The following is an 18,718-nucleotide window of genomic DNA, read 5'->3' as shown; positions in this document are numbered from 1 at the left end:
GGTGACGTATGTGATCGCCCTCCCGTGCGTCGATGTCAAGGATCGCGCCTGCATCGACGAGTGCCCCGTTGACTGTATCTACGAGGGCGAACGCTCGCTGTACATCCACCCCGACGAATGCGTCGACTGCGGCGCGTGCGAACCCGTCTGCCCCGTCGAGGCGATCTACTACGAAGACGACCTGCCCGACGAGTGGCAGGACTACTACAAGGCCAACGTCGAGTTCTTCGACGAGGTGGGCTCCCCGGGCGGTGCGGCCAAGGTCGGCGTCATCGCACACGATCACCCGATCATCGCCGCTCTCCCGCCGCAGGGCGAGTAGTCCGTGAGTGTTCGCGATCTCGCCGACTACCCGTGGGATGCGGTCGTTCCCTACCGCGAACGCGCCGCGCGTCATCCGGACGGAATCGTCGACCTGTCGGTCGGTTCGCCCGTCGACCCGACGCCCGAGCTGATCCGCCGGGCGCTGTCGGAGGCGACCGATGCGCACGCCTACCCTCAGACCGTCGGCACTCCCGCCCTTCGTGAGGCGATCGTCGAGTGGTACGCGCGGCGCAGGGGAGTGAGCGACCTGACCGTCGACAACGTCCTGCCCACCATCGGCTCGAAGGAGCTGGTGGCTCTGCTGCCGACCCTTCTGGGCCTGGGGGAGGGCGACATCGTGGTGCATCCCCGAATCGCCTACCCGACCTATGAGGTGGGTGCTCGCGTCGTGGGAGCGACCCCGCTGCCGTCCGACGATCCGACGGAGTGGCCTGACGGCACCAAGCTCATCTGGATCAACACGCCCGGAAATCCGGACGGCCGTACCTGGAGCGTGGAGGAGCTGGCTGCTGCGGTCGAGCGGGCTCGAGAGCTGGGAGCCGTGCTCGCGAGCGACGAGTGCTACGCCGAGCTCGGCTGGGACGGCCGCTGGGCGACTGAGCCGATTCCGTCGATCCTCGATCCTCGCGTGACCGGTGGCAGCAGGGCGAATCTGCTCAGCGTCTACTCGCTCAGCAAGCAGTCGAATCTCGCCGGCTATCGTGCGGCATTCGTCGCAGGGTGTGCGCGCATCGTCGGCGAACTGCTCACCGCCCGCAAGCACCTGGGCCTGATGCCGCCAGAGCCGGTGCAGCACGCCATGGCAGTGGCGCTGGGCGATGACGAGCACGTCGCCGCTCAGAAGGCGCTCTACCGAGCGCGACGCGACATGCTGCGGCCTGCGCTCGAGGCGGCGGGGTTCCGGATCGACGGCTCGGAGGCCGGGCTCTACCTGTGGGCGACGGAGGGGCAGGACGCCTGGGCGAGCATCGAGCGGCTCGCCGATCTCGGCATCCTGGCGGGTCCCGGTCCGTTCTACGGTGAGTTCTCGACCCAGCACGTGCGACTGGCTCTGACGGCTCCCTCCGACAGGATCGCTGAGGGCGCGCGGCGTCTGCACGCACAGGCCGTGTAGGTTCTGGCCTCAGATCAGTGGTTCTTTTGTCGGTTGTCACAGTAGGCCTGTGTGCCTACTAGGCTGTAAAGGCGATTCGGTCGTGTATCGACGATCTCGAACTGACCTGGTGCACAGCGCCGTGACATCGCCACATCCGACTTGATGAAGATCCATGAGGAGGCCCGCGTGAGCGCAGCGGCAGAGCAGCAGGCGACGGCGAAGCTGACGATCGGCGATACGACCGCTGAATTCCCACTCGTGCGCGGCACGGCCGGCAACGACAGCATCGACTTCTCGACGCTGACGCGGCAGACGGGTTACACGGGACTCGACTACGGGTTCGTCAACACGGCGTCGACGAAGTCCGCGATCACGTTCATCGACGGAGACAAGGGCATCCTGCGCTACCGCGGGTATCCGATCGAGCAGCTTGCCGGTTCGACGAGCTACCTCGAGGTCGCCTGGCTCCTCATCTACGGCGAGCTTCCCTCCGCCGCCGAGCTCGCCGAGTTCGACGAGAAGATCCGTCGGCACACACTGCTGCATGAAGACCTCAAGCGCTTCTTCTCGGCGCTTCCGCACACCGCGCACCCCATGTCGGTGCTGTCGTCTGCCGTCGCAGCCCTCTCGACCTACTACGAGGGTCAGACCGACCCGCACAACCCCGAGCACGTCGAGCTGAACATGATCCGGATGCTGGCCAAGCTGCCGGTCATCGCGGCGTATGCACACAAGAAGAGCATCGGCCAGGCGTTCCTGTACCCCGACAACTCCCTCGGCTTCGTCGAGAACTTCCTGAAGCTCAACTTCGGCGTGCATTCCGAGGAGTATCAGGTCAACCCCGTGATGTCGAAGGCCCTCGAGCTGCTGCTGATCCTGCACGAGGACCACGAGCAGAACGCGTCGACCTCGACTGTGCGTCTCGTCGGCTCGACGGGCGCGAACCAGTTCGCCTCGATCTCCGCCGGCATCCAGGCTCTCTCCGGCCCGCTGCACGGCGGTGCGAACGAAGCCGTGCTCACCATGCTCGGGCAGATCCGCGATTCCGGTCAGAGCGTCTCCCGCTTCGTCGAGCGGGTGAAGAACAAGGAAGAGGGCGTGAAGCTGATGGGCTTCGGGCACCGGGTCTACAAGAACTACGACCCGCGCGCCAAGCTCGTCAAGGAGGCGGCGGGCGAGGTGCTCGCCGAGCTCGGCGTCACGGATCCGCTGCTCGACCTCGCTCAGGAGCTCGAGGAGCTGGCTCTCGCCGACGATTACTTCAAGGAGCGTCGTCTCTACCCGAACGTCGACTTCTACACCGGCGTGATCTACAAGGCGATGGGCTTCCCGACGCGCATGTTCACCGTGCTGTTCGCGATCGGCCGTCTGCCCGGTTGGCTCGCACAGTGGCGCGAGCTGCAGCTCGACCCGCAGACCAAGATCGGTCGCCCGCAGCAGCTCTACACAGGATCTCCCGAGCGCACCTTCCAGACCCGCTGAATCGACTCGCGATGCCTGTCGTGAGCGCGGAGGCCGTCGTGCCGGTGGATCCGGCGACGGCCTTCGCCGTCTCACAGACGACGGGTGCGATCCGACGCCGGTGGGATCCGTTCATCAGTGAGCAGCACTTCCTCGATGGCGCCGATGTCGCGGCCAAGGATGTGCGGACGGTCACCAGGCAGCGCTTCGGCTTGTCGATGGTGAGCCGGTATGTGTCCTACGCCCCGCCGAGGAACGTCGGGATGGTCATGGAGACCGGGCCGTGGTTCTTCACGAAGCTCGGCGGAGGCTGGCGGTTCACCGAGGTGCCTGAGGGCACGCTTGCCGTCTGGAAGTACAACGTCTCGTGTCAGCCGACCTGGCTCGCGCCGATCGCCGAGTGGATCGGCGCGCGGGTGCTCGGGTTCGAGATCCGTCGGCGCATCGCCGGTTTCGCCCGAGGGTGCTCAGACCCGCAGGTGCTGGCCGCCGTTCGCGGCTGATCTCGCGCAGGCGGGACGAAGAAGGCGGGTGCCCCGACGCTGAGCGTCGGCGCACCCGCCTGTATGTCTCTCGGGTCAGCGGCCCTGCGAACCGCGAGCACGGCCACCCTGGCCGCCGGAGCGGGATCCGCCCTGGCCACCCTGACGGCTGCCGGCCGTGGCGCCCTGGCCGCCCTGGCCCGAGCGCGGACGACGGCTGCGGCGCGACGGCGGGTTGGCCGCTGAATTGCGCTCGCCGCCGGCGGGGCGCTGCTTCGACGACTGACGCTGCTGCTGCTGGGGCTGAACCGGAGCCGGACGCACGTGCGGCGCACGCTCGGGGACGAGCTCGGTGACGGCGTTCGACGTGACGGGCTCGAGCGCGGCGGTGATCGACGCCTTGCGCAGGAGGTCCTTCACATCACGACGCTGCTCGGGGAGGACCACAGTGACGACGGTTCCCGCGGCTCCCGCACGGGCGGTGCGGCCGGAGCGGTGCAGGTATGCCTTGTGCTCCATGGGCGGGTCGACGTGGACGACGAGGTCGACGTTGTCGACGTGCACGCCACGGGCGGCGACGTCGGTCGCGACGAGGACGCGCACGCCTCCGTCGGCGGGATCTGACGAGAAGGCGCCGAGGTTGCGCTCACGCGCGTTCTGCGAGAGGTTTCCGTGCAGATCGACAGCGGGGATGCCCGCCGCGGTCAGCTGCTTCGCGAGCTTCTTCGCCTGGTGCTTCGTGCGGGTGAAGAGGATGCGGCGACCGGTGCCCGAGGCGAGCTCGCGCACGAGAGTGGTCTTGTTGTCGGTGGAATCGACGACGAGCACGCGGTGCGTCATCTCGCCGACGGGCACGCTCTCCTCGTCCACCTCGTGGCTCACGGCGTTCGAGAGGAACCGGCGGGCGAGGGTGTCGATGCCACGGTCCAGCGTGGCGCTGAACAGCAGGCGCTGTCCGCCGGCGGGCGTGGCGGTGAGGATGCGGGTGACACCCGGCAGGAAGCCGAGGTCGGCCATGTGATCGGCCTCGTCGAGCACAGTCACCTCGACGGAGTCGAGCTGCACGACCCGCTGCTTCATCAGGTCTTCGAGGCGGCCGGGGCACGCGACGACGATGTCGACGCCGTTGCGCATGGCCTGTTCCTGGGGACGCTGGCTGACGCCGCCGAACACGGTGGTGACGCGCAGGCCCTTCGCCTCGGCGAGGGGCGCGATGGTCGCGGCGATCTGGGTCGCGAGCTCACGGGTCGGAGCGAGGACGAGTCCTCGGGGGTGCCCGGGGCGGCTCTTGCGCGACGAGGCGGCGAGGCGGGCGACGAGGGGGAGCGCGAAGGCGATCGTCTTGCCGCTGCCGGTGCGGCCGCGGCCGAGGAGGTCGCGTCCGCCGAGCGAGTCGGGAAGCGTGTCGCGCTGAATCGCGAACGCCTCGGTCTTGCCGTCCTTCGCGAGGACGGCGGCGAGGTCGGCGGGCACGCCGAGATCGAGGAAGGAAGTCATGAAGTATCTCCGAGAAATGCACGCACGAGCCGAGGGGCCGGGTGCGGAAGGTGGGCGACGGCGCGGGATCGCGCATCGTTTCGCCGTTCGAAATGGCCAGAACCAGGCAAGTGGCGCGGGAGCGTGTCGACGACGCAGACGTCTCGCAGTGCGAGTGGCGTCACCGCGACACTATCACGGCAGTCCCGGAGAAGGCTGAGACGGCCCGCTCTCAGCGAGTCGTGCGATCAGGCGTGGAGTGCGTCGTTGAGGGTCACACCGACGCCGGCGCGCTGCACGGCTTCGACCGCGCCGCTCAGCGAGTTGCGGCGGAACAGCAGTCCGTCGCGCCCGGACAGCTCGGAACCCTTGGCGGTCTTCCTGCCGCCGTCAGGCGTCGCCGGGCCGTCGACCAGCACGACCTTCGTGCCGGCCGTCACGTACAGTCCGGCCTCGACGACGCAGTCATCGCCGAGCGAGATGCCGATGCCCGCGTTGGCTCCCAGCAGCGTGCGTGCCCCGATGGAGACGCGGTGTGCGCCGCCGCCCGAGAGCGTGCCCATGATCGACGAGCCGCCGCCGATGTCGCTGCCGTCGCCCACCACGACGCCCTGGGAGATACGTCCTTCGACCATCGACGCACCGAGGGTGCCTGCGTTGAAGTTCACGAAGCCCTCGTGCATGACGGTCGTGCCGGGGGAGAGGTGCGCGCCCAGGCGGACGCGCGACGCATCTGCGATGCGCACACCGGCAGGCTGCACGTAGTCGGTGAGCCGGGGGAACTTGTCGAGCCCTTGAACCTGGATCCCTGAGCGCTGGAGCACGGGTCGAAGCCGCGCGGCATCCACGGGGTGCATGGGGCCGGCGTTCGTCCACGCCACGTTCGGCAGATGCGCGAAGATGCCGTCGAGGTTGAGTTCGTTCGGTCGCACCAGGAGGTGCGACAGTGTGTGCAGCCGCAGATAGGCGTCAGCGGTCGAGGCCGGCGCCGCATCGAGATCGATCTGCAGCTGTACCGTCTGCACCGAGACGTTGCGACGTTCGTCCGGACCGGTGAACTCCTCGAGCGCCGCGAGCGCGGTGGCCGCGTCGTCGGCACCGGGCTCGACGGCCGTCACCTCGGGGAACCAGGCATCCAGTACGGTGCCGTCGCCGGCGATCGTCGACAGTCCAGTACCCCACACGGTGCGCGCCTCAGTCATACCTCCACGGTATCGCGACAGGCGACGAGGGATGGTCCAGATGTCGGGGTAAGTAGGCTGGGGGCATGATGCTCGATCTGACCGCGTCCTCCGTCGAACTGACCCGTGCGATCTGCGACATCCCGAGCGTGTCGGGTGACGAGAAGGCGCTTGCGGATGCCATCGAGCAGGCGATCTCCGCGTATCCCCATCTCGAGGTGATCCGCCACGGCAACACGATCGTCGCGCGCACCGATCTCGGGCGAGCGCAGCGGGTCGCGATCGCCGGACACATCGACACCGTGCCGATCAACGGCAACGTGCCGACGAAGGACGTCGAGATCGACGGCGTCGAGTACCTCTGGGGCCGGGGAACCGTCGACATGAAGAGCGGCACCGCTGTGCAGCTGAAGCTCGCCGCCGAGCTCACCGAGCCCTCGGTCGACATCACCTGGATGTGGTACGACAACGAAGAGGTGGAGGCCTCGAAGAACGGGCTGGCGCTCCTCGCCGCGGTGCGGCCGGATCTCTTCCAGGCCGACTTCGCGATCCTCGGCGAGCCGTCCAACGGCGAGGTCGAGGGTGGCTGCAACGGCACGATGCGCGCGATCGTGCGCACCACCGGCGTGCGTGCGCACGCGGCACGTGCGTGGATCGGTGAGAACGCCATCCATCGGGCAGCCCCGATCCTCGCGCGCCTGGCCGAGTACCGTGCACGAGAGATCGCGGTCGACGGACTCCTGTATCGGGAGAGCATGAGCGCCGTGCGCATCACAGGCGGGGTCGCAGGCAACGTGATCCCCGATGCCTGCGAGGTCGAGGTGAACTACCGGTTCGCTCCGAGCAAGTCGGCAGCAGATGCAGAAGCGCACATCCGCAACCTCCTCGCCGGCTTCGACGTGGAGATCACGGACGCCGCAGAAGGCGCGCGGCCGGGCCTCGACGCGCCGATCGCCCAAGACTTCGTGGCCGCCGTCGGCGCCGAGCCTCGCCCGAAGTACGGCTGGACCGATGTCGCTCGGTTCTCCGCCCTCGGCATCCCCGCCGTGAACTACGGACCGGGAGACCCGCACCTCGCGCACCATGACGAGGAGCGCGTGCCGCTCGCGCAGATCGACGCCGTCGAGCGAGGACTGCGCGCATGGCTCAGCTCGCGCTGACTGCGACCCGCCGGTGGGCCGCAGCGCCACTGGCGCTGCGCGTGGCCCTGATCTACCTCGCCGCTCGCGCGGTGACAACCGCGATGATGATCGCGGCGGCGACGCAGTCGACATCGCTGTCGAGGTTCGGCGCAGAACCGGGCCTCGCCGATTTCATCGTCGGGTGGGACGCGCAGTGGTACTGGCTCGTCGCCGAAGAGGGATACCCCTCGGATCTGCCGCTCACCGAATCGGGTGACGTCGCTGAGAACGCCTGGGCGTTCATGCCGGTGTTCGCCTTCGCCGCCAAGGCGATCGGCTTCGTGTTCGGGTCGTGGGGGATGGGCGCCTTCCTGCTGTCATTCGTGGCCGGCTACCTCGCCTGTCTCGCGCTGCACCGATTGCTGCGCGATCGGATCGGCGCGCGTGCGGCGATGTGGGCGGTGGTGTTCTTCGCCTCCGGACCGATCGCGGCGATGTTCCAGGTGGGGTACGCCGAGACCCTGTTCCTGCTGCTGCTCTTCCTGGCTCTCGATGCCACGGTGCGACGGAACTACGCATGGCTGTATCTCCTCATCCCCGTGATGGCGTTCACCAGACCGGGGATTCTCGCGTTCGCGCTGTACCTGGGTCTGCACGGCATCCTCCGCTGGTGGCATCGCAGGGATGATCCGCTCGCCCCGCGGGAGATCATGCACATCGTGGCGCTCGGCGCACTCGCCACGGTCGCGGGCTTCTCGTGGCAGGTCATCGCCGGTGTCGTGACCGGCGATCCCGGTGCGTACCTGGCGACCGAGCTCTCCTGGCGTCGCAACTGGCTCGTGGGGGGTGTGGACGGGTTCGTGCCTTTCGAAGGGTGGGTCCAGGCATCCCAGTTCTGGTTCGGTCAGTGGGGACTCCCCGGCTCGTGGGGGCCGGTCGCCGTCGCGCTCCTGGTGGTGGCAGCGGGTGCCGCCCTGCTCTACGTGCCGCAGGTGCGTGCGCTGGGTCCCGACCTGCGGCTGTGGAGCGCGAGTTACCTCCTCTACCTGCTCGCGGTGTTCTTCCCCCAGTCGAGCACCTTCCGGCTGCTGCTGCCCGTGAGCCCGATCGGGGGCGCACTCGCGGTGCCGCGCTCGCGCGTCTGGCGGCTCGGGGTCCTGGCCGTCTGCCTGCTGGGGCAGTGGCTGTGGATATTCCACATCTACGCCCTGGGGAACACCTTCTGGCAGGTGCCGTGAATGTTAAGGCTTGATGCATTTCTTCATAGGGGACATCCAGGTTCCGGTAACACCCGATAAACTGATCGCATACCACCGGAGGAAAAGGAGCCCACGATGGCAGCGATGAAGCCGAGGACCGGAGACGGACCCATGGAGGCCGTGAAAGAAGGGCGACTCATCATCGTGCGCGTCCCGCTCGAAGGCGGCGGCCGTTTGGTCGTCTCCGTGAACGACGCAGAGGCGAAGGAGCTTCACGACGTGCTGGCAGCCGTCGTGACGCCCGCCTGATCGAACTCGAATTCGCGCACGCGGATTCACGAAGAGGGCGACGGATCGATGATCCGTCGCCCTCTTCCGTCCGTTCACGACGGTGTTCGGCTCAGCTCTCGCCGACGCTGATCAGCTGCAGCAGCCCCTCGCCGGAGGCAGAGACGGTCGCGAGCACGGCTGATGACTCCTGAGTCTCCTGCACGAGCGAGCGGTAGGCGGAGGTCACCTCGTCGCGCTGCACCGGATCGGCGACACGGCCGCCTCCGAGAATGCGGGGGACGAGAACCATTCCGCCTCGACGCACCAGCCGCAGGCCATGCTCGACGTAGTCGATGACGTTCTCGGGGTCGGCATCGACCAGCACGATGTCGTATGACGCCTCGTTCATGCGGGGCAGCACGTCGGCCGCGCGACCTGTGATGAAACGCGCCTTCGTCGCGGGGACGCGTGCGTCGGAGAAGGCCTGACGGGCGGCGGCGAGGTGCTCGGGCTCGTTGTCGATCGAGGTCAGCACCGCCTGCGGCGCGCCGCGCAGCAGCCAGAGACCCGAGACTCCGGCGCCCGTGCCGATCTCGACGATCGATCTGGCACCGGTCGCGGCGGCCAGCACGGCGATCTGCGAGCCGACGGCCGCGCTGATCGGCGACGCGCCGAGTTCGATGGCGTGCGCACGCGCGCGGGCGATCGGCGACGGCTCCGCGATGGACTCGCGGATGAAACGTGCATTCGCATCGTTCTCGCTCATTGCCTGATTCTCCCGACTGAGATATGTGTTCTCCCAGGGTATGCGCTCGGTGCGCGGCACAACGGCAGGCGCGGCGGTAGCCTGGACAGATGCAGTTCGGGATCACCTTCGAGAAGCTGCTGCTCATCGGTCTGATCGCTGTGCTTCTCATCGGACCGGAGCGGCTGCCCCGCTACGCCGAGAGCGTCGCCAAGCTCGCTCGGCGCGCCGGCGAGTTCCTCCGCGACACCAAATCGCGTGTCCGCGACGAGATGGGTCCCGAGATCGACGACGTCGACTGGCGCAAACTCGATCCACGGCAGTACGACCCCCGGCGCATCATCCGCGACGCGCTCTTCGAAGACGACGCTGCGCCCGGTCCCGCCCGTGCGGAGGCAGTCGTTGCGGAGCCGACGGTGAAACCGGTGCGGACGGCGAGGGTGCGACCGGAGTTCTCGGTCGCGAGTCCTCCGCCGTACGATTCCGAAGCGACATAGCCCGAGTCTCCGCCCGGCGGAGCTCCGCTGCGAAGGCTCAGCCGATGCGCGCGCGCAGCGTGGCGAGGTCGTCGTCCGTCACCAGTGACCGGGGGATGGCGGTGATCGCCGACGCGCCACGCAGCTTGAGCAGTACCGCGTCAGCGCCTGCTCGCACGCTCTGGAAGGTGCTGTAGTCGATGTCGGACGAGCGATGCCCCGCGCCGATGTGCAGGGCAGTGTCGCCCAGTCGCACCCAGACGACGGTGCCTGGCGGGGTCGCCGAATGCACGGCACGCCGTGCTCCGACGATCGTCATCACGACGGCATAGACCATCAGACCGATGCTCGCGACGGGGAGCAGACCCGACAGCCCCGGGTTGCCTCCGGTCGCGCTCAGATTCAGGATGCTCAGCGCGAGCGCTGCAGCGAGGGCGATCCACATCACGATCGCCGCAGGACGAGTGAGCGCGTAGACCGCCGCATCTCGAGCCATTCCCCGAAGCAGCCGCTCATCGACGGTGACAGTCATGGTCGGGCCTATCCGACATTCATGGGAAGCGACCGGCCGGCGAGTCCGCGCCCCTGTCCGGCGAGAGTGCGGGCCAGATCACGGATCGCCGTCGCCGCCGCATCGGCGCCGTCGCTCAGGACGACCGGCACACCGTCGTCGCCTCCGGAGCGCAGCGCGGGGCTGAGCGGGATCGACGCCAGCAGCGGAACGGACTGCGTCGCGGACAGCGCCTCTGCGACGGCCGCACCTCCGCCCGAGCCGAACAGGTCTATCACGGTGCCGTCCGGCAGGGTGAGCGCGCCCATGTTCTCGACCACGCCGATCACCCGCTGACCGGTCTGACGCGCCACCAGCCCGCTGCGGATCGCCACGTCGGATGCGGCCGCCTGCGGGGTCGTCACGACGAGCACCTCGGCGTGCGGCAACAGCTGCCCGATCGAGATCGCGATGTCGCCGGTGCCGGGGGGCATGTCGATCAGCAGGATGTCGAGGTCGCCGAAGAACACGTCCGTCAGGAACTGCTGCACTGTGCGGTGCAGCATCGGACCGCGCCAGGCCACCACGGCCTCGCCGTCGCGCAGGAACATGCCGATGGAGATCGTCTTCACTCCGTGGGCGACGGGCGGGAGCATGAGGTCGTCGATGCGCGTGGGCTGTGTCCCCGCGGGGATGCCGAGGAGCCCGGGGATCGAGAAGCCGTGCACATCGGCGTCGACGAGACCGACTGCGAGACCCTGCGCGGCGAGTGCGACCGCGAGGTTCGCCGTCACCGTGGACTTGCCGACCCCGCCCTTGCCGCTGGAGACGAGGATCACCCGCGTGAGCGAGTCCGGGCCGAAGGGCATCTGGCGCGGCGGCCGGCCGTCGCGCAGCTTCTCGGTGAGCGCCTTGCGCTCGGTGGGCGTCATGACACCGACCTCGACGTCCACCTCGGTGATCCCCGGCACGGAGGCGGCGGCCGCGCGGACGTCCGATTCGATGCGGGCGGCAGCCGGGCAGCCGACGATCGTGAGGACGATCGCGACGTGCGCGCGCGGACCGTCGACGTCGATCTCCCTGACCATGTCGAGATCGCCGATGGGGCGTCGCAGCTCGGGATCTGTGACCGCGGCTACGGCCGCCCGCACGGAATCAGCGGTGCTCATGATGAGGCGGCGCGGCCGCGGGGGCGTCGCTCGACCGGCTCGTCGTCATGGTCTCCGAGCTCGGCGAGCAGCGACTTGAGCTCCTGCCGCAGCACATCGCGGGTCACGACCTGGTTGTTGCGCTCCTCGAGCGACATCCGCAGCGCGACGATCTCACGGGCGAGGTACTCGGTGTCGGCGAGGTTGCGCTCGGCCCGCTGACGATCCTGTTCGATCTGCACCCGGTCACGGTCGTCCTGGCGGTTCTGCGCGAGAAGGATCAGAGGGGCCGCGTACGACGCCTGCAGCGAGAGCATGAGGGTGAGGGCCGTGAAACCGAGCGCCGCGTCATCGAAGCGCAGGTGGTCGGGCAGCAGTGTGTTCCAGCAGATCCAGAGCACACAGAACAGAGTGAGGATCAGCAGGAACGCGGGGGTGCCCATGGCGCGGGCGACCCACTCGGTGAAACGGCCGAAGCGATCACGAGACGTCGAGCGCTGGCGGGAGGTGCCGCGGCCCAGGGGGGCGTCGAGCCGAGGCGAGCGCGAGCGGGGCATCAGCGCACCTCCTTGGAGACCGTCGGCTCGTCGCTGTCGTGCGTGCGCCAGTCATCGGGCAGCAGGTAGTCGAGGACGTCGTCGATGCTGATCGCGCCGACCAGTCGGTGGGCGGCATCGATCACGGGGAGCGAGACGAGGTCGTAGCTCGCCAGCATCCTGGCGACCTCAGCGGCGGACGCGGTGACCCGCACCGGCTCGAGGCTGTCGTCCATGATGGCCCCGAGACGTTCGTGCGGCGGGTAGCGCAGCATCCGCTGGAAGTGCACCATGCCGAGCAGCCGACCGGTCGGCGTCTCGAACGGCGGCAGGGTCACGAAGACCGCGGCTGCAAGGGCGGGGTGCAGCTCGTGGCGCCGGATGAGGGCGAGCGCCTCGGCCACCGTCGCATCGGCCGACAGGATGATCGGCTCGGGCGTCATGAGTCCACCGGCCGTGTCGGGGCCGTAACGGAGCAGCATCCTGACGTCCTCGGCCTCTTCGGGCTCCATCAGCTCGAGCAGCTGCTCGAGACGATTCGGCGGAAGCTGCGCGAGGAGGTCCGCGGCGTCGTCCGGTTCCATCTGGTCGAGGATGTCGGCGGCGCGCTCGTCGCCGAGTCGATCGAGGATATGCACCTGCTCGTCTTCGGGCATCTCCTCCAGGGCATCGGCCAGGCGGTCGTCCGAGAGCTCCTCGGCGACCTCGATCATGCGCTGCTGGGGGAGGTCGAGCAGGGTGTTCGCGAGGTCGGCTGCGTGGAGCTCCGAGTACGACGCGACGAGCTGCTCGGCCGACTGGGACTCGCCGGGGGAGTGCTGCTCGGCGACCTCGCTCCAGGCTGCGAACGTGGTCGGTCCCTTCGCGAACGGAGAGGCGCTGGTCTTCGGTCGACGCAGGAAGAGCTGACTGATCGCCCATTCCCCGATGCGGTTCGGCTCGATGGCGACGTCTTCGATCACGGCGGTGCCGCTGCCGTCGACGAGGCTCACCCGACGCCCGAGGAGCTCGGCGAGAACGCGCACCTCGCCGGCGCGCGGTGAGAATCGGCGCACATTGATGAGACCGGTGCTGATCACCTGGCCCGCGCGGATCGACGTCACCCGTCCGATGGAGAGGAAGACCTGTCTGCGCCCGGGGATCTCGACGACGAGGCCGATGACGCGGGGAGCACCCGTACTTCGGTACACGATGACGACATCACGGACTTTGCCGAGCCGGTCGCCCACGGGGTCGAAGACGGCGCAGCCAGCAAGGCGCGCGGCGAATACCCGTTGTGTGCTCACTCGTCCAGCGTAGTCGCCGGTGTCGCACGGGTGGCGCCCGGCGGCACCGCTGCACGACACACTCCCGGCCCTGTCACCACAAGGCATGGAACAATGGCGGGATGAGCATGCTGAACCGTCCAGCCGACAGCCGCGATGAGGGCGAGATCGTCGCCTCCACACGCGATTACGAAGGCGCCCAGAAGACGGTGTCGAAACTGATCACCCAGGAGGTGCCCGCCCGGGACATCGCGATCATCGGACAGAGCGTCCGGACGGTCGAGCGCATCACCGGGCGTCTGGGCTATGCAGCAGCCGCCCGATCGGGAGCGATCAACGGCGTGCTCATCGGTCTCTTCCTCTCTGCGATCCTCGTGATCGGCAACCCGGAGGTTCCGATCCAGCTGTTCGTCGGATTCGTCTTCATCGGCGTCGCACTCGGGATGCTTCTGAGCCTCGTCACGTATGCGATCGTGCGGCGACGCCGCGACTTCGCGAGCGTCACGCAGTTCGCGGCGGATCACTACGAGGTCCGCGTCCAGGCCGCTTCGCTCGCGAAGGCCCGTCTCGCCCTGGGTGCGGCCACGCCGGCACCGGCGCGGGCACCGGTGAACCTCGACGAGCCGCCGCGGTACGGCGAGCGCATCACCCCCGGCGCGCACGAACCGGCCGGACAGCCGACGACAACGACACAGCCGATGCCCGAAGAGCCGACGCCCGGAGCCGATCCGACTCCCGGCAGCGAGCCGACACCGCCGCTGGGCGGCGGTGAGACTCCGCCTGCAGAGCCGGCCGTCCCGCCGAGGCCCGCGGATCCGGAGCCGCCGTCTCCCGCGGCGCCCGGGACCGGTGGCGCGGGGGTTCCTCCGAAGTCTGCGGAGCCCGCCTGATGTCAGACGCCCCCCGCGATCCGTCGACCCCGTCCGAGCGATCGGCGCAGCCCGCACCGCCGCCCGTGCCTCCCGTTCCGCCCTTCCCTGACGGGCAGCAGCCCGCGGCGCCGGCCCGTCCGCTGAACCCGTACGCCCCGCCGCCGGCGCCCGGCTCAGCCCCGCAGCAGTCGCACGGCTACGCACCGCCACAGGGCTCCGCGTGCGCACCGCCGCAGGGCTCCGGGTACGCACCGCCGCAGGCCCCGGGGTACGCGGCACCCCAGGCCCCGGGGTATGCGCCGCCTCAGGCGCCGGGCTACGCGCCGCAGCAATCGGCACCGGGCTACGCGCCGCCGGCCTACCCCGTACAGGGGTACCCCGTAGGCGCCTACCCTGCGGCCGTCCCCCCGCGGGGTCTGCTTCCGTGGGCACTGGGCCTGCTGATCCTCATCCCGTTCCCGTTCGTCGGCGGACTCGCGTCCGGACTCGCCATGGCCGTGAGCGGCGGGGCGTCCCGTCGATACGGCGGGGTCGCGCGTGAGAACGCTCGCGCTGCGCTGAACTGGGGGCTGACGTACCTTCTGGTCTCCACGGTGCTCCTGGTCACGCACTTCGTGCTGCTGTTCGCGCTGACCTCCGATTCGCCGACCACCGGCTTCTACCCGCTCGGCATCCCCATCACGCTCTATTTCGCGCTCTCGGTGCTGCACGTCGTGCTCGTGATCGTGGGCATGGTGCGTGCGTCGAGCGGCAAGGTCATGCGCGTGCCGTTCGCCATCCCGTACCTGCGGGCCTGATGATCGAGATCCCTGTCGAGCTGCCCTCCGGGGTGACGACGGTCTCTGCCGACTGGGCGCCCGGAGACAACGGCGCGACAGTCCTGATCGCCCACGGCGCCGGTGCGGGCAAGGACCATCCATTCCTCGTGGGATTCTCGGATGCGCTCTCGGACCGGGGATTCTCCACCCTGCGGTTCAACTTCCCCTACGTGGAGCAGGGGCGCAGGATGCCGGGGCCTGCGGCGCACGCGATCGCGACGTGGAACGCGGCGGTGGCCTTCGCGCGCGATCTCGACGCGGAGGCCGCCATCTGGGCCACAGGCAAGTCCTACGGCGGACGCATGGCATCGATGGCCGTGGCCGAGGGACTGGCGGTCGACGGTCTCGTCTACCTCGGCTACCCGCTGCACGCTCCGGGCAGACCGGAGAAGCCGAGAGCTGACCACCTGCCGGCGGTCGCTGCGCCGCAGCTGTTCATCGAGGGCACGAACGACCCCTTCATCCAACCTCTGACACAGTTCGATGACGTCGTCTCCACGTGTCAGGACGCCCGCGTCGTCTGGATCGAGGGTGGCGGTCACACCTTCGAGGTGAAGGGGCGCAAGCGTGCGGCATCCGACATCGGCGCGTCGCTCGCGCCGATCGTCGCGGAGTTCGTCCGGCCCTGACAGCATGGCAGGGTGAGTCTCGAACGCGTCGCCCTGATCTCCGATGTCCACGGAAACCTGACCGCTCTCGAGGCGGTGCTCGCCGACATCCATCGCCGGGGCATCGCCCGCATCGTCAACCTCGGAGACACGGCGGGCAAGGGGCCACGAGGCGAGGACGCCGTGCGGCGCTGCCGCGACGTGTGCGAGGTGAACGTCCGCGGCAACTGGGACGACTTCCTGCCGACCATCCCCGACGACGGGCCGTCCGAGATGCTGTGGTGGCGAGATGAGCTGTCGGCGTCGAGCAGGGCGTGGCTCCGGTCGCTTCCGCTGAGTGTCGATCTGGTCCTCAGCGGTCATCGGATCCGCCTGTTCCACGCGTCGGCGCAGAGCCCGCACGTCCGCGTGCACTTCGCCCACACGCCCGAGCAGTTCTCCGCGATGTTCGAGGCGACGGAGATGACCGGCGACGGCCCGCTGCCCGATGTGGTGGGCTACGCCGACATCCACGACGCCTACATCGAATCGAACGACGGACGTACGCTGTTCAACGTCGGAAGCGTCGGGAACCCGCTCGACACACCCGTTCCGTCCTACGTGATCCTCGAAGGAGGACAGTCGGCGGACGATCCCTTCGGGATCCAGTTCGTGCGCGTGCCCTACGACGTCGAGGCCGAGATCGCCGTCGCCGAATCGCTCGACATGCCGACCGCCGATGTCTGGGCCGTCGAGCTCCGCACCGCCGTATATCGAGGGCGGCAGGCATCGCAGACGGCGACGCCATGATCGCTCAGGGGTTCGCGAGGTCCGGATCGTCGAGCAGACGCCTCATCGTCGACCGTCCCAGACCGCTCATGGCAGGGTTCGAGGACTCGTAGTACCAGACGAGGCCCATCGCCTGCTGCAGCGCCCAGGCTGCTCCTCGCCGCCACTCGCTGTCGGAGACGCGCAGACGGTCACGCACGACGGACCGCCCCCGAGCGTCGAACAGATGCCACGCGGCGACGAGATCGAGCGCAGGGTCGGCAGGGCCGAAGCCCCCGCCGTCGAGGACACCGACGAGACGACCGTCGGCCACCAGCAGGTTGAACGGCGTGAGGTCCCGGTGGCTCATGACGTCCGCACCCTCGCGGGGCGCGTCGCGCAGCGAGCTCCAGAGTCGATCCACGCGATCAGGATCGACCTGGTGCGCGCTGCGCTCGATGCAGAGCGCGACCCACTCGTCGTGGTCGCGGAGAACACCACCGCGGCCGCGCCCGTCGAACTTCCGTCCGCGGGTCTCGGTCGACCGCAGCGCAGCGATCAGCCCGGAGACGTCCGAGACGAGCGACTCCGACGATGCGTGGCCGGCGGGGGTCGCGGCGACACCCGCCAACCAGGTCTGGATCGACCAGGCAGACGGATGCTCCTCGGTCGCCGCGGCGAGTCCGACAGGCCGCGTCGCCGGCACGACGCAGACGTCGGCGAGCTCAGCCATCGCCGCGGCCTCGGCGCCGAGGACATCGCGCGATTCTGCGACGAGCGGGAACCGTGCCGCGAGGTCGTCGCCGATCCGGAAGATCGTGTTCACCGTGCCCGTCGAGCGGACGCGCTCGATCGGCAGGTGGGCGAGCTCGGGGAACGTCTGCGCGATCAGCCGCGCAGCGCGATAGTCCGTGAGTGCGAGCTCGCCCTCGTGCATCCGTGAGGTCAGTGCTGGACTCGTGCGATCCAGGCTTCGACCTCGTCCGCCGTGCGCGGGATGTCCGCCGAGAGGTTCACCGGGCCGTCCTCGGTCATCAGGATGTCGTCCTCGATTCGCACACCGATACCCCGGTACTCCTCGGGAACGGTGAGGTCGTCGATCTGGAAGTAGAGGCCGGGTTCGATCGTGAAGACCATTCCCGGGGCGAGGATGCCGTCGTAGTACATCTCACGCCGGGCCTGAGCGCAGTCATGGACGTCGATGCCGAGGTGGTGCGACGTGCCGTGCACCATGTAGCGGCGGTGCTGCCCGCCGGTGTCGCCGTCCAGCGCCTCCTGTGCGCTCACGGGGAGCATTCCCCATTCGGCGACGCGCGCGGCGATGACGCGCATGGCCGCCTCGTGGACCTCGCGGAAGCGCACCCCGATGCGAGCCGCGGCGAACGCGGCATCAGCGGCCTCGCGCACCGTCTCGTACACCCGGCGCTGCACCTCGGTGAAGGTTCCGGAGACCGGGAGCGTGCGGGTGATGTCCGCGGTGTACAGGCTGTCCGCTTCGACGCCCGCGTCGACGAGGATGAGGTCTCCGGGCACGACCGTGCCGTCGTTGCGGGTCCAGTGCAGGTAGCAGGCATGGGGACCCGATGCGGCGATCGTGTCGTAGCCCTCGCCGTTGCCGTCCTCGCGCGCGCGGCGGTGGAAGACGCCCTCGACGACGCGCTCGCCGCGAGCATGAGCGATCGCGTCGGGAAGCGAACGGATGACGTCCTCGAATCCCTGCGCGGTGATGTCCACCGCTCGGCGCATCTCGGCGATCTCGTACTCGTCCTTCACGAGCCGCAGCTCCGAGACGAAGCGGGTGAGGTCGTCGTCCTCGTCGAGCACGAGCTCTCCCTCGGCGGCCGAGAACCTCTCGAGGTGGTCGGTCGCGATGTCGAGGTCTGCCGCGACGCCGGCGAGAGACGGGCGAGGGCCGATCCAGAATTCACCGACCGTGGCGTCCGCATAGAACTCCGTGGTGGTGCGATCGGCGCGCTCCCGGAAGTACAGCGTCACATCGTGGCCGGACTCGGCCGGCTCGAACACGAGGATCGAGTCGGGCTCGGCATCCGAAGCCCATCCCGTGAGGTGTGCGAAGGCCGAATGCGCACGGTACGGGTAGTCGGTGTCGTTGCTGCGCTGCTTGAGCGAACCGGCAGGGATGACGAGTCGCTTGCCGGGGAAGGCAGCGGACAGGGCGGCGCGACGCACGGCGGCGAACGGCGCCTGCGCTCGCGGCGCGGGGATCGACTCGGGGCGCTCCGCCCATCCGGTCGAGATCGTGTCGAGGAATCCGCGGGGGAAGGGCTGCTTCCGATTCGTGGTGGTCGTCTCGGCGGGAGTCTCGGTCGTGGGCTCTGCGATCGTGTCGCGCTCAGCGGTGCTCATCCCTCCAGTCTGTCACCTGAGCGACGGCCACGGCAT

21 protein-coding genes are annotated in these 18,718 nt (G+C 68.9%); 12 read left to right on the top strand and 9 right to left on the bottom strand.

Annotation, left to right across the window (positions count from 1 at the left end):
• Position 1 precedes the first annotated feature (1 nt).
• From fdxA to ACZZZF_RS05780, 4 genes are all read left to right on the top strand, one after another.
• On the top strand, positions 2–322 hold the full coding sequence (gene fdxA / locus ACZZZF_RS05795; RefSeq protein WP_042542002.1) for a ferredoxin: 321 nt from the start codon (positions 2–4) through the stop codon (positions 320–322).
• Positions 323–325: 3 nt separating this feature from the next.
• Complete coding sequence (gene dapC / locus ACZZZF_RS05790) at positions 326–1,438, top strand: succinyldiaminopimelate transaminase (protein WP_285363076.1); 1,113 nt, start codon at positions 326–328, stop codon at positions 1,436–1,438.
• Between the two features lie 144 nt (positions 1,439–1,582).
• Complete coding sequence (locus tag ACZZZF_RS05785) at positions 1,583–2,902, top strand: citrate synthase (RefSeq protein ID WP_187249390.1); 1,320 nt, start codon at positions 1,583–1,585, stop codon at positions 2,900–2,902.
• Between the two features lie 11 nt (positions 2,903–2,913).
• Positions 2,914–3,384, top strand: a complete 471-nt coding sequence (locus ACZZZF_RS05780; RefSeq protein WP_463497493.1) for an SRPBCC family protein — start codon at positions 2,914–2,916, stop codon at positions 3,382–3,384.
• A gap of 75 nt (positions 3,385–3,459) precedes the next feature.
• Here ACZZZF_RS05780 and ACZZZF_RS05775 read toward each other — a convergent pair whose 3' ends face one another.
• Positions 3,460–4,860, bottom strand: a complete 1,401-nt coding sequence (locus ACZZZF_RS05775; protein WP_463497491.1) for a DEAD/DEAH box helicase — start codon at positions 4,858–4,860, stop codon at positions 3,460–3,462.
• Between the two features lie 227 nt (positions 4,861–5,087).
• A complete protein-coding gene (gene dapD / locus ACZZZF_RS05770; RefSeq protein ID WP_053095577.1) occupies positions 5,088–6,041 on the bottom strand; it encodes a 2,3,4,5-tetrahydropyridine-2,6-dicarboxylate N-succinyltransferase in 954 nt (317 codons plus the stop codon).
• Positions 6,042–6,106: 65 nt separating this feature from the next.
• On the opposite strand from dapD, the gene dapE reads away from it, so the two are divergent.
• From dapE to ACZZZF_RS05755, 3 genes are all read left to right on the top strand, one after another.
• Entirely contained in the window at positions 6,107–7,180 is a 1,074-nt protein-coding gene (dapE, locus tag ACZZZF_RS05765) for a succinyl-diaminopimelate desuccinylase (protein ID WP_463497488.1), read from the top strand.
• Positions 7,162–8,379: a hypothetical protein gene (locus tag ACZZZF_RS05760; RefSeq protein WP_463497487.1), complete on the top strand. Its 1,218-nt coding sequence runs from the start codon at positions 7,162–7,164 to the stop codon at positions 8,377–8,379. Before dapE ends, ACZZZF_RS05760 begins: the two co-directional genes overlap by 19 nt.
• 96 nt (positions 8,380–8,475) lie before the next feature.
• Positions 8,476–8,649, top strand: a complete 174-nt coding sequence (locus ACZZZF_RS05755) for a DUF3117 domain-containing protein (RefSeq protein WP_067122349.1) — start codon at positions 8,476–8,478, stop codon at positions 8,647–8,649.
• A 91-nt stretch (positions 8,650–8,740) separates the two neighbouring features.
• On the opposite strand, the gene ACZZZF_RS05750 is transcribed toward ACZZZF_RS05755, so the two are convergent.
• The gene (locus tag ACZZZF_RS05750; protein ID WP_053095580.1) at positions 8,741–9,376 is read right to left on the bottom strand and encodes an O-methyltransferase; all 636 of its coding nucleotides are present in this window, start codon (positions 9,374–9,376) and stop codon (positions 8,741–8,743) included.
• Between the two features lie 89 nt (positions 9,377–9,465).
• Between ACZZZF_RS05750 and ACZZZF_RS05745 the strand changes: the two genes are divergently transcribed.
• Positions 9,466–9,852: a Sec-independent protein translocase family protein gene (locus ACZZZF_RS05745; protein WP_053095581.1), complete on the top strand. Its 387-nt coding sequence runs from the start codon at positions 9,466–9,468 to the stop codon at positions 9,850–9,852.
• A gap of 37 nt (positions 9,853–9,889) precedes the next feature.
• Here ACZZZF_RS05745 and ACZZZF_RS05740 read toward each other — a convergent pair whose 3' ends face one another.
• The 4 genes from ACZZZF_RS05740 to ACZZZF_RS05725 are packed head-to-tail and all read right to left on the bottom strand — an operon-like array spanning position 9,890 to position 13,291.
• Complete coding sequence (locus tag ACZZZF_RS05740; RefSeq protein WP_082297768.1) at positions 9,890–10,363, bottom strand: hypothetical protein; 474 nt, start codon at positions 10,361–10,363, stop codon at positions 9,890–9,892.
• Positions 10,364–10,371: 8 nt separating this feature from the next.
• Complete coding sequence (locus ACZZZF_RS05735) at positions 10,372–11,490, bottom strand: Mrp/NBP35 family ATP-binding protein (protein WP_463497484.1); 1,119 nt, start codon at positions 11,488–11,490, stop codon at positions 10,372–10,374.
• Positions 11,487–12,026 (bottom strand): DUF1003 domain-containing protein, encoded by a 540-nt coding sequence (locus tag ACZZZF_RS05730; RefSeq protein ID WP_463497482.1) that lies wholly within the window; start codon positions 12,024–12,026, stop codon positions 11,487–11,489. Before ACZZZF_RS05730 ends, ACZZZF_RS05735 begins: the two co-directional genes overlap by 4 nt.
• Positions 12,026–13,291, bottom strand: a complete 1,266-nt coding sequence (locus ACZZZF_RS05725; protein WP_053095585.1) for a magnesium transporter MgtE N-terminal domain-containing protein — start codon at positions 13,289–13,291, stop codon at positions 12,026–12,028. Before ACZZZF_RS05725 ends, ACZZZF_RS05730 begins: the two co-directional genes overlap by 1 nt.
• Positions 13,292–13,392: 101 nt before the next feature.
• Here ACZZZF_RS05725 and ACZZZF_RS05720 point away from each other — a divergent pair, with 101 nt between their 5' ends.
• The 4 genes from ACZZZF_RS05720 to ACZZZF_RS05705 are packed head-to-tail and all read left to right on the top strand — an operon-like array spanning position 13,393 to position 16,357.
• On the top strand, positions 13,393–14,160 hold the full coding sequence (locus ACZZZF_RS05720) for a YflT domain-containing protein (RefSeq protein ID WP_463497481.1): 768 nt from the start codon (positions 13,393–13,395) through the stop codon (positions 14,158–14,160).
• Entirely contained in the window at positions 14,160–14,939 is a 780-nt protein-coding gene (locus ACZZZF_RS05715) for a DUF4870 domain-containing protein (RefSeq protein WP_463497480.1), read from the top strand. Before ACZZZF_RS05720 ends, ACZZZF_RS05715 begins: the two co-directional genes overlap by 1 nt.
• The gene (locus tag ACZZZF_RS05710) at positions 14,939–15,589 is read left to right on the top strand and encodes an alpha/beta hydrolase family protein (RefSeq protein ID WP_053095587.1); all 651 of its coding nucleotides are present in this window, start codon (positions 14,939–14,941) and stop codon (positions 15,587–15,589) included. Before ACZZZF_RS05715 ends, ACZZZF_RS05710 begins: the two co-directional genes overlap by 1 nt.
• A 12-nt stretch (positions 15,590–15,601) precedes the next feature.
• On the top strand, positions 15,602–16,357 hold the full coding sequence (locus ACZZZF_RS05705; RefSeq protein ID WP_053095588.1) for a metallophosphoesterase family protein: 756 nt from the start codon (positions 15,602–15,604) through the stop codon (positions 16,355–16,357).
• Between the two features lie 4 nt (positions 16,358–16,361).
• Here ACZZZF_RS05705 and ACZZZF_RS05700 read toward each other — a convergent pair whose 3' ends face one another.
• Together ACZZZF_RS05700 and ACZZZF_RS05695 are read right to left on the bottom strand one after the other, a co-directional pair.
• Positions 16,362–17,252, bottom strand: coding sequence for a phosphotransferase (locus ACZZZF_RS05700; protein WP_463497478.1), 891 nt, complete (start codon positions 17,250–17,252; stop codon positions 16,362–16,364).
• Positions 17,253–17,260: 8 nt separating this feature from the next.
• Entirely contained in the window at positions 17,261–18,682 is a 1,422-nt protein-coding gene (locus tag ACZZZF_RS05695) for an aminopeptidase P family protein (RefSeq protein ID WP_230100661.1), read from the bottom strand.
• Positions 18,683–18,718: the final 36 nt, after the last annotated feature.

It is taken from the genome of Microbacterium sp. AC215, assembly GCF_979258645.1.
This window is presented reverse-complemented; position numbering and strand designations above follow the sequence as displayed.

Coding starts and splice junctions, on each gene's coding strand:
- ACZZZF_RS05760 (WP_463497487.1), top strand. CDS start 7,162: ATGGCTCAGCTCGCGCTGACTGCGACCCGCCGGTGGGCCGCAGCGCCA.
- dapD (WP_053095577.1), bottom strand. CDS start 6,041: ATGACTGAGGCGCGCACCGTGTGGGGTACTGGACTGTCGACGATCGCC.
- ACZZZF_RS05730 (WP_463497482.1), bottom strand. CDS start 12,026: ATGCCCCGCTCGCGCTCGCCTCGGCTCGACGCCCCCCTGGGCCGCGGC.
- ACZZZF_RS05775 (WP_463497491.1), bottom strand. CDS start 4,860: ATGACTTCCTTCCTCGATCTCGGCGTGCCCGCCGACCTCGCCGCCGTC.
- ACZZZF_RS05785 (WP_187249390.1), top strand. CDS start 1,583: ATGAAGATCCATGAGGAGGCCCGCGTGAGCGCAGCGGCAGAGCAGCAG.
- ACZZZF_RS05720 (WP_463497481.1), top strand. CDS start 13,393: ATGAGCATGCTGAACCGTCCAGCCGACAGCCGCGATGAGGGCGAGATC.
- ACZZZF_RS05755 (WP_067122349.1), top strand. CDS start 8,476: ATGGCAGCGATGAAGCCGAGGACCGGAGACGGACCCATGGAGGCCGTG.
- ACZZZF_RS05700 (WP_463497478.1), bottom strand. CDS start 17,252: ATGCACGAGGGCGAGCTCGCACTCACGGACTATCGCGCTGCGCGGCTG.
- ACZZZF_RS05740 (WP_082297768.1), bottom strand. CDS start 10,363: ATGACTGTCACCGTCGATGAGCGGCTGCTTCGGGGAATGGCTCGAGAT.
- dapE (WP_463497488.1), top strand. CDS start 6,107: ATGATGCTCGATCTGACCGCGTCCTCCGTCGAACTGACCCGTGCGATC.
- ACZZZF_RS05735 (WP_463497484.1), bottom strand. CDS start 11,490: ATGAGCACCGCTGATTCCGTGCGGGCGGCCGTAGCCGCGGTCACAGAT.
- ACZZZF_RS05745 (WP_053095581.1), top strand. CDS start 9,466: ATGCAGTTCGGGATCACCTTCGAGAAGCTGCTGCTCATCGGTCTGATC.
- ACZZZF_RS05750 (WP_053095580.1), bottom strand. CDS start 9,376: ATGAGCGAGAACGATGCGAATGCACGTTTCATCCGCGAGTCCATCGCG.
- ACZZZF_RS05780 (WP_463497493.1), top strand. CDS start 2,914: ATGCCTGTCGTGAGCGCGGAGGCCGTCGTGCCGGTGGATCCGGCGACG.
- ACZZZF_RS05710 (WP_053095587.1), top strand. CDS start 14,939: ATGATCGAGATCCCTGTCGAGCTGCCCTCCGGGGTGACGACGGTCTCT.
- ACZZZF_RS05715 (WP_463497480.1), top strand. CDS start 14,160: ATGTCAGACGCCCCCCGCGATCCGTCGACCCCGTCCGAGCGATCGGCG.
- ACZZZF_RS05695 (WP_230100661.1), bottom strand. CDS start 18,682: ATGAGCACCGCTGAGCGCGACACGATCGCAGAGCCCACGACCGAGACT.